A 9076-nucleotide genomic window follows, 5' to 3' on the forward strand; every position below is an offset into this window, starting at 1 on the left:
GAAGGCAGGACTCGAACCTGCGACAACCTGATTAACAGTCAGGTGCTACTACCAACTGAGCTACTTCGGAATAATGAATGTTATGTTGTCGTCGTTATCTTGTCGACTTTTACTATTATAGGGATAACTCAACAATACGTCAATCTTTTTTTTATATTTTTTTACTCTAATAATTTAAGCCTGCCCAAACACTTGCTACAACAGTACTTTTCAACATTCATTTTAATTTTTCTTACATATAATTGCTGGCAATTAGTACATGTATAGGTGTAGCGTCGTTGTTTTTTTATAGATGATTTAGAAGTATGTAACGCTGAACAGAAACGAGGTGCCTTTACTTTATTTAATAGTTCCCTGAATTCTTTATCCCGATGCTGATACCCCTTACCTTCAATATGTAAATGGTAGTGACACAGTTCATGAAGTATAATGCCTTGAATTTCCTTAATACCATATAATTCAAAAGCTTTTGGATTGATCTCAATATTGTGCGTTTGTAAAAGATATCGTCCGCCTGTTGAACGTAATCTTCCATTAAAATAAGCTTGGTGTATAAATGGTTTTTGAAAACTTTCCAAAGAAATTCGACATACAAGCTGTTGTAGTTCCTCATTGTCCAACTTGATCACCTCCAACAACAAGAATACCACACTGTGTAGTATGCACAGCGTGGTAAAAATTTATTACTTAATCTATTAATTGATTTTTAGGAGGGAGCATTGTTAAAGAAATCCGCCCTTTACTAACATCAATCTGTTCTACCCAAACGGTTACAATATCTCCTAACGCCACAACTTCTAATGGATGTTTAATGCGTTTATTTTGAAGTTTTGAAATGTGCACAAGTCCATCTTGCTTCACACCAATATCAACAAAAGCTCCAAAGTCTACTACATTTCGCACAGTTCCCTGTAGCTCCATACCAACTTTTAAATCTTCCATTTTCAATACATCTGTTTTCAGCAATGGCTGTGGGAACGCATCACGTGGATCACGGCTTGGCTTCATCAAAGTATCTACAATATCTTGAATCGTTACAACACCAATCTCTAGTACTCCACTTAATTGTTGAATATCCAAAGCAGCAATAGCTTCTTCCGCCTTTTTCGTTCCAAGTTCTTTTTTATCGATCTTTGCCTCTGCTAAAATCTGTTCTGCAAGATGATAGCTTTCAGGGTGGATGCCCGTAGCATCAAATGGATTTTTCGCCTCAGAGATACGTAAGAAACCAATGGCTTGTTCATAAGTTTTCGCACCCAATCTTGGAATTTTCTTTAACTGTACACGGGTAGTGAATTGACCATTCTCTTCTCGAACCTTCACGATATTTTCTGCAACTGTTTTAGATAACCCAGAAACGTATTGTAAAAGTGATGAAGAGGCCGTGTTTACATCAACTCCCACTTGGTTAACTGCTGTTTCTACTATAAATGTTAATGATTCATTTAATTTCTTTTGAGAAACATCATGCTGATACTGCCCCACTCCAACTGCTTTTGGTTCAATCTTCACTAGCTCTGATAAAGGATCTTGTAAGCGTCGGGCAATAGACACGGCACTTCGTTGCTCAACCTGTAAATCAGGGAATTCAGCCCGAGCAATATCCGATGCTGAGTACACAGATGCTCCCGCTTCATTAACAATAACGTAGGCTACGTCCGTAGTTAACTCGTTTAATACATCAACAATGAATTGTTCAGTTTCACGGGAGGCTGTCCCATTACCAATAGCAATTATACTTATTGGGTATTTTGCTAAGATTGCTTTTACAACAGCTTTCGATTTTGCCACATCTGGTTTAGGTGGATGTGGATAGATAGCTGTAACCTCTAGCATTTTCCCTGTTTCATCGACAACTGCTAATTTACAGCCGGTACGATAAGCTGGGTCAACGCCCAAGACATATTTGCCTTTCATAGGTGGTTGTAATAGTAGATTACGTAAGTTTGCAGAGAAAATATGAATAGCCTGTGTTTCTGCTTTTTCAGTAAGCTCATTACGTATTTCTCTTTCTATAGAAGGTTGAATTAAACGCTTGTACGAATCTTCGATAGCAAGCTTCACTTCAGCAATAGCAGGAGATGTTCCCGTTGCTGGTATCCATTCTTTCCACATGATCATCAATACGCGATCCACTGGAACATGTATCGAAACTTTTAATACATCTTCTTTTTCCCCACGATTTATCGCTAAAATACGATGCGGAACAATTCGATTTACAGGCTCCTCATACTCGTAGTACATTTCAAATACATTTTTCTCATCTATTTCTGCATTTTTCACACTCGTTACAAGTACGCCATCTTTCAATGAATACGTACGAATTTTCTCACGAATAGCAGCATCATCAGCAAAGCGTTCTGCTAAAATATCTCTCGCTCCTGCTAGCGCGTCTTCAGCATTAGCTACTTGATCATTATCGACGAATTTAATAGCTAGTTGCTCCAGTGGATCATGACTAAAAGCTACTAAAAGATCTGCCAGTGGTTCTAAGCCCTTTTCTTTTGCAATAGTGGCCTTAGTACGACGCTTTTGCTTGTAAGGTCTATATAAATCCTCTACACGCTGAAGTACTGTTGCTGAAAGAATCGATTTTTCTAATTCTGGTGTAAGCTTATCTTGCTCATGGATTAATCGAATAACTTCTTCTTTCCGTTGTTCGAGCTGCTGTATGTAATGATAACGATCCTCTACAGCTTTAATTTGCACCTCATCCAGAGATCCCGTTACTTCTTTTCGATAACGCGCAATAAACGGAACTGTATTTCCTTCTTCTAATAATTTAATAACAGCATCAACTTGCCCTGGTTTAACCGCTACATCTTTTGCAATGAGCTGTAACATTTGCTTTTGTTCCACACCATCACTACCTTTTTCTTTTCATTTTACCATTACACATTACTAAAAATGCAAAAAAATAGTCTACTCAAACGAATATGAGTAGACTATTTTTTTGCATTTAAAGGGTGTTTAGTATGATTCACAGCACACCCATTGATGGATTAGAGCGACACACTGCCACTTGCTAGAATAGCCTCTTGTAATTTCTTGATTGCTTTTCTTTGTATTCTAGATACATGCATTTGAGAAATCCCTAATTGTTCTCCAGCTTCTTTTTGACTTAGTTGCTCTAAATATGTAAGCTGAATGATTTGTTTTTCTCTTTCATTCAAAACAACCATTGCCTCGGAAACAATCATTCGTTTATCAGTCATTTCATAGCCGTCGTCTTCCCTACCCAAAATATCGAATAGTGTTACAGTACTACCATCTGAATCTGACTCTATTGAATGATCCATAGAAAGAGCTTGATAACTACGGCTCATTTCCATAGCCTCTAATACTTCTTCCTCCTCTACCTCTAAACGCTCGGCAATTTCTTGAATGGATGGAGAACGCTGCAATTCAATAGTCAGCGCCTCCACCGTTGATTTGATTCTCGGCCCAATTTCTTTTATGCGTCTAGGCACATGAACATCCCATGTTTTATCACGTAAAAAGCGCTTGATTTCCCCAACAATTGTCGGTACAGCAAATGCCTCGAAACTACGGCCAACATTTGGATCAAAACGTCTTATTGCACCTAATAAACCCAGCATCCCTACTTGAACAATATCATCATAATAAGATTTACCATTCGAATACTTACGTGCTATTGACTCAACTAGATATCGATAATGAATCACTAGATTCGTTTGCGCTTCATCATCCTCCGTTGATTGGTACAATTCAATCCACTTTAATACATCTTCCTTGGATGAAGATTTATGTAGTGATTCTTTCGACATTTTTTTCCACCTGCTCCCTAGTGACATACTTTGTCATAAAGACAGTTACGCCACCATCGTTATTGATCATCACCTCATCCATCAAAGTTTCCATTAAATAAAGCCCTAATCCACCTTCTCTTAGCCCTGCAATATTTTCCTCAGGATGGTACGGTCCAATCTTAGTTTTAATCTCCTCGAAATTAAAACTATTGCCGTAGTCAGCAATCATCAATTCCATTTTATTGTCGTATAACGCACAGCCGATAACGATTTCGCCTTCTTCATCTTCTTTATAAGCGTGATGCACGACATTAGTGACAGCCTCACTTGCAGCAATTTTCAAATCTTCGATATCATCATAATTAAAGCCAATCCTGCTTGCTAAGCCAGAGACAGTTAACCGAATAACACTGACAAATTGCGGTTTAGCAGGAACTCTAATTTCAATATAGTCAAATTCCTTCATTATCTTAATTCCACCTTTTTATCAGTTTCGATATCCATCAAATCACTCAGTCCTGTAATTTCAAATAATCTTTGTAATCTAGTCGATAAACCAACGAGCTTCACCTTGCCGTTTTCACGTAATGTTCTTTTATAAAAGGCAACAAAAATCCCGAGTCCTGTACTATCCATGTAATTTACTTTTGATAAATCGAGTTCAATTTCCAATCCTTCTGTAATCTTTACAGCTTCCAATTCTTCACGTAATCCTGATGCCGTAAACGTATCAATTTCACCTTCAACATAGCCAAATAATTTATGATCAATTTCTTTAAAATGTATTGTAACGTCCATATAGCACACCTCCACCATATTTGTTAGACTATTTTCTGTTCCCTGTTTCATTAAAACGTAAACCTATTTTTTTAAAATAACTACAGTAAAATCATCTGTCAGTTTAAAATCCTGTATTTTCTCTATCTCTCTATATAGAAGCAAACACAATTGTTGAGCTGATAAGTCCTTATTTTCTTTTATGAGTGCTGAAATAATTTCTCTTGAATTTAAGTCATCCTGCCCTCTAAATTCTGTTACTCCATCGGTCATCATGATGATCAAATCATCTTCCTCTAAAACAATTTCATGAAAGGTATATTTGGTGTCAGATAACACACCTAGTAATAAACCTTTAGCTTCTAAAGGAATAAATTCATCTTGCTTGGCTCTATAATGCAAAGCCGGCTCATGTCCTGCAGATGCATAGGAAAATATGTTTTGGCGAATATCTAAGCATCCATAGAACATAGAAACAAACATACTATCATCAACACCTTTTTCTATTACCCTATTAATGACTTCTAAAACATACGAAGGATCTTTATAGGCATAACCCAATGTCTCAAGTCCGTATTTTACCATAGACATACATAAGGCAGCAGGTACTCCCTTTCCTACAACATCTGTTACTGCCACACTTAAATATTCCTCTCCATCATGAAAAAAATGAACATAATCACCATTCATTTTACGAATAGGAATAGAAATCATTCCTATATCAATACTCTGTAGCTCAGGCACATATGATTTTAATAAGGTCTTTTGAATGTTAGTTGCAATCCTCATTTCCAATTCATACTCAGCCTGTTTTTGTAGTAAACTTTGATGCTCTCGATGTGCCATACCATAATGCACCATAACTTCAATAAGAAAATCATATGCTGGCTGCGATTCACCCATTCGATTAGGAAATATTGCTTCTACAGCATTTTTATGAATACTAACAACATCCTCAGGGGCTATACTTTTTTGAATTAATTGACGTGTGAAATTTTGAGCAATATATAAATTTTTTTCTGTTTGATTCAACATATAATCTGACAATATTTTTTTATACTGAGCTTCTAATTTTTTCAATTTCTTCACGTCCTAACGCAGCCATTTTTCGGTCCTTATTGTTGTACCCTCTCCAATGACAGATTGGATGTGTAAGCTGTCCATCAATCGCTTAACCCCCGGAAGGCCAGCACCTAGCCCCCCCGATGTAGAATAACCATCCTCTGTTACTTTGCGAATATCCTTAATTCCAGGTCCTTGATCAGTTGCAACAACTACTATTTTCTTTTCAGTTTCTGTCTCAATTCTTTCAATTTCAATTATACCTATACTGGCATATAAATAAATATTTCTTGCTAATTCACTAATAGCTGTGGTTATACGAGCTTGATCAACAGTGCCAAATCCAAGTGCCTTTGCCTCATTACGCCCCAGTTGTCTTGCTGTAATAATATCCCACTCTGTAATAATTTCAACCGAAGACTTACTTGTCACTGCTGTCCCTCCATTTCCTTACGGAGTAATAACCTATTACTTTTATTCGACATATTACACACAAACTATATAGTTTTTATAAATGGAATATTCTATGTATATTTTCATATACCTTTAAGAATTTTTTCAATAATCTATTTTTATTAAAAATCTTGTGTATATCTTAAATCTTTTTTTATTATTTATCAAATACGTCATAGCATAATAACGAAGAGATTTTTTGCTACCATCAAACATTTCAACATTCCTCCTAAGTTCTAATGACATAAGAATTCCAAAGTATACGAAATAAATGAAGGAATAGAAAAGACAAAAAAGCATCGAGATATCAATTATCTCGATGCTTTCTATACACATATGTATATCAAAATTTAACTAGACCTAAACTGATCATCAACGCACCATCAACTTTTTCCATCACAGCATGATCAAGTTGTGTAATACGATCTGTCAATCTTGACTTATCAATTGTCCGCACTTGTTCTAGCAAAATAACCGAATCACGTTCAAAACCATACTTTTCAGCATTGATTTCAACGTGTGTCGGTAACTTTGCCTTTTGAATCTGTGCAGTGATAGCCGCGATGATGACAGTCGGACTAAATCGATTGCCAATATCATTTTGAATTATCAGCACCGGCCTAGTGCCCCCTTGTTCAGAGCCTACTACCGGTGATAAATCTGCAAAAAAAACGTCACCACGTTTTACATTCAAAGTGTCATCCCCCGCTTACGAGACGCTCCACCATATGTTGTGCTTCATATTCTGCATGCAAGCATTCACTCGCGATCATTAAATTAATATGAGACATTTCAACATATCCTTTAATCATAGCTTCCCGTATTTGATTTGGTTGCTCCTGCATTAAATTTTTGCGCGCTAAAGAACGCACAAAAGATTCACCTTCAATTACTTCCTTTGTTTGTAGAAATAGTCTGTCTTGAACAGCAATTGTAGCTTCTCTTAACTTTTTTTCGTACACAGCAAGCACCTCCAACGGAACCATACACTTTTCATTACTTCCCATTCTATCATTGAAAGATATTGTTGAAAAGACATGAAATGACAAAATATCTGACAATTTGAAGTACAAATTGTAAAAATATGTTGGCTGTCGAAGGTATATGACGAATAATTATTATTGCAACTTATTACCAATTATGATTCATTTGGAAAAGAAATAGGATCTCCAGTGCTTATTAATTGACCAAATTCTTCATACTGGCATAAGTTGAAAGCTAAAATATATTGGCATAAGTGTGTTCATTAAAAGTATATTCTAGGAACTCTTGCTGTGATCATGCATGGTATTTCATAGTTAATCGTTTCAAGCTTAGTTGCCCATTCATCGATGGAAATCCTATTCTGTCCTTGTTGGCCAATAAGTGTTACCTTCTCACCTATAGCATATGCTTTTGGTAGGGCAACCATACATTGGTCCATACAAATTCGTCCAACAATCGGCATTCTCTGTCCATCAATTAAAACCTCTTGTCCACCTAACTTACGAATAACACCATCTGCGTAACCTATTGGAAGTGTTCCAATCCACATTTCTGTTGGCGCAACATATGTAGCTCCATAGCCTACAGATTCACCTTTTTTTATTTCCTTCACATGAACAAGTTCACTTTCTAGTGAAAATGCAGGTTGTAAGGCAAAGGGTAGGATACTCTCTACATAGGAGGACGGTGATAAACCATACATTGAAATCCCATATCTAACAGCATCATACTGTAAGTTAGAATCCTTTACTAATGAAGCAGCTGTATTAGATGCATGAACAAGTGGCGGCTTTATCGGCAATACTGCTAAACAGCTTTCAAAAAATTGTACTTGCTGATCAAAATAAGTTGTATCTTTCTCATCCGCTGTTGCAAAGTGCGTAAATATTCCGTTCAACTCTACATTATCAGTGGACTCAATTGTTTGATACAATGCTAACAAATCCTGCTCAGAGCGAATGCCGATTCTACCCATACCACTATCTACTTTCATATGTAGCTGTAAAGGAAGCGCTTCATTGGCTATAAGTGTTGCTGCTTGCTGTACCCACTCACTTCCATACACAGTGAGCATAATGCGCTGTTGAGCTGCGAAAGGAGCAAAGGAAACTGGAGATGCACCTAATATTAGTATGTCTGGGTCTTCAAAATGTGCTCGAATATGTAATGCTTCATCAGGCGTTGCCACTGCAAGTATTGTGGCACCAGCCTCAAGAGCTGCCTGTGCTACGGCTACATCTCCATGACCATATGCATTCGCCTTTACTACAGCAATTATTTGAACATTAGGTCGTATAAATTTTTTTAAATTTTTGACGTTTTGTTGGATTGCTTGTAAATTTATCATTGCTTTCGTTGGTCGAAAATATTGCTGTGTCTTCATAAGAATACCCTCTTTATTTTTAATTAAAACATTATGTACTACATACATATTTTTTATTTAGCTTGTACAATTATACGTTTATTAGTCCTGAAACGTTTACTTTATAGACAATCACTTAACATTTTCTAAACCACAAATTTTTATATTGTCAATAAGCTACAGCTTTCATGAACTAGAAAGCTGTAGCTAGAAAAGTTACTTCATACTACCTATCGTCATAGATGTAGCAACTTCAATCATTTCTTCACGCGTTAGTTTACTGGAAGCTACAAAGAATTCAACACCATCTTTTTCCCAACTAACTGAAGTATCTGTAATCGCACCTATTGTAAATCCTAAATCAACTGGATCACCAGGCGAAGATACTGGTAACATAGAGTTTTCCTTTATCACTGGCTGTTGCATAACAGTAAAGGCTTTTTCTCCTTCAAACGATAAGATAACGCGTTCCATACCACTTTCTTGAACAACTTTTTCATTCGCCAATTGTGCCCAATTTAATACTGGGTAGCTAGTTTGGAACTCTTGATATTCTACTTCTGCACCAACTGCTTCTTTATCTTCTTTGTCTTCGTTACCATCTTTCTCTGCTGGCGTAGCTTGTTCACCTTTAGTGTTATCTTTATCTGTAAATTGCTCAACTGCA

At 36.6% G+C, this 9076-nt stretch carries 10 protein-coding genes and 1 pseudogene; all 11 read right to left on the reverse strand.

The window, feature by feature from the left end; genetic code table 11:
* Positions 1 to 161: 161 nt before the first annotated feature.
* Positions 162 to 620 (reverse strand): SprT family protein, encoded by a 459-nt coding sequence (locus tag KVT27_RS22495; RefSeq protein ID WP_036121005.1) that lies wholly within the window; start codon positions 618 to 620, stop codon positions 162 to 164.
* A 67-nt stretch (positions 621 to 687) separates the two neighbouring features.
* A complete protein-coding gene (locus KVT27_RS22500) occupies positions 688 to 2859 on the reverse strand; it encodes a Tex family protein (RefSeq protein ID WP_036121008.1) in 2172 nt (723 codons plus the stop codon).
* Positions 2860 to 3002: 143 nt separating this feature from the next.
* Positions 3003 to 3788: an RNA polymerase sigma factor SigB gene (gene sigB, locus KVT27_RS22505; protein WP_217581970.1), complete on the reverse strand. Its 786-nt coding sequence runs from the start codon at positions 3786 to 3788 to the stop codon at positions 3003 to 3005.
* Entirely contained in the window at positions 3766 to 4236 is a 471-nt protein-coding gene (rsbW, locus tag KVT27_RS22510) for an anti-sigma B factor RsbW (protein ID WP_008177047.1), read from the reverse strand. The genes sigB and rsbW overlap by 23 nt, the downstream gene beginning before the upstream one ends.
* Positions 4236 to 4568, reverse strand: coding sequence for an STAS domain-containing protein (locus KVT27_RS22515; protein ID WP_036121014.1), 333 nt, complete (start codon positions 4566 to 4568; stop codon positions 4236 to 4238). The genes rsbW and KVT27_RS22515 overlap by 1 nt, the downstream gene beginning before the upstream one ends.
* A 63-nt stretch (positions 4569 to 4631) precedes the next feature.
* On the reverse strand, positions 4632 to 5582 hold the full coding sequence (locus tag KVT27_RS22520) for a SpoIIE family protein phosphatase (protein ID WP_254636243.1): 951 nt from the start codon (positions 5580 to 5582) through the stop codon (positions 4632 to 4634).
* 57 nt (positions 5583 to 5639) lie between these two features.
* Positions 5640 to 6041: an anti-sigma regulatory factor gene (locus KVT27_RS22525; RefSeq protein ID WP_008177053.1), complete on the reverse strand. Its 402-nt coding sequence runs from the start codon at positions 6039 to 6041 to the stop codon at positions 5640 to 5642.
* 364 nt (positions 6042 to 6405) lie between these two features.
* Positions 6406 to 6756: a type II toxin-antitoxin system PemK/MazF family toxin gene (locus tag KVT27_RS22530; protein ID WP_008177055.1), complete on the reverse strand. Its 351-nt coding sequence runs from the start codon at positions 6754 to 6756 to the stop codon at positions 6406 to 6408.
* Positions 6757 to 6760: 4 nt separating this feature from the next.
* A complete protein-coding gene (locus KVT27_RS22535) occupies positions 6761 to 7024 on the reverse strand; it encodes a hypothetical protein (RefSeq protein WP_036121020.1) in 264 nt (87 codons plus the stop codon).
* 284 nt (positions 7025 to 7308) lie between these two features.
* Positions 7309 to 8430, reverse strand: a complete 1122-nt coding sequence (gene alr, locus KVT27_RS22540; protein ID WP_217581972.1) for an alanine racemase — start codon at positions 8428 to 8430, stop codon at positions 7309 to 7311.
* A gap of 195 nt (positions 8431 to 8625) precedes the next feature.
* A pseudogene (locus tag KVT27_RS22545) lies at positions 8626 to 9076 on the reverse strand (outer membrane lipoprotein carrier protein LolA); the annotation flags it as partial.

The organism is Lysinibacillus sp. GbtcB16 (assembly GCF_019091145.1).
Lineage (GTDB): Bacteria > Bacillota > Bacilli > Bacillales_A > Planococcaceae > Lysinibacillus > Lysinibacillus fusiformis.

Coding starts and splice junctions, on each gene's coding strand:
- sigB (WP_217581970.1), bottom strand. CDS start 3,788: ATGTCGAAAGAATCACTACATAAATCTTCATCCAAGGAAGATGTATTA.
- rsbW (WP_008177047.1), bottom strand. CDS start 4,236: ATGAAGGAATTTGACTATATTGAAATTAGAGTTCCTGCTAAACCGCAA.
- KVT27_RS22515 (WP_036121014.1), bottom strand. CDS start 4,568: ATGGACGTTACAATACATTTTAAAGAAATTGATCATAAATTATTTGGC.
- KVT27_RS22520 (WP_254636243.1), bottom strand. CDS start 5,582: ATGTTGAATCAAACAGAAAAAAATTTATATATTGCTCAAAATTTCACA.
- alr (WP_217581972.1), bottom strand. CDS start 8,430: ATGAAGACACAGCAATATTTTCGACCAACGAAAGCAATGATAAATTTA.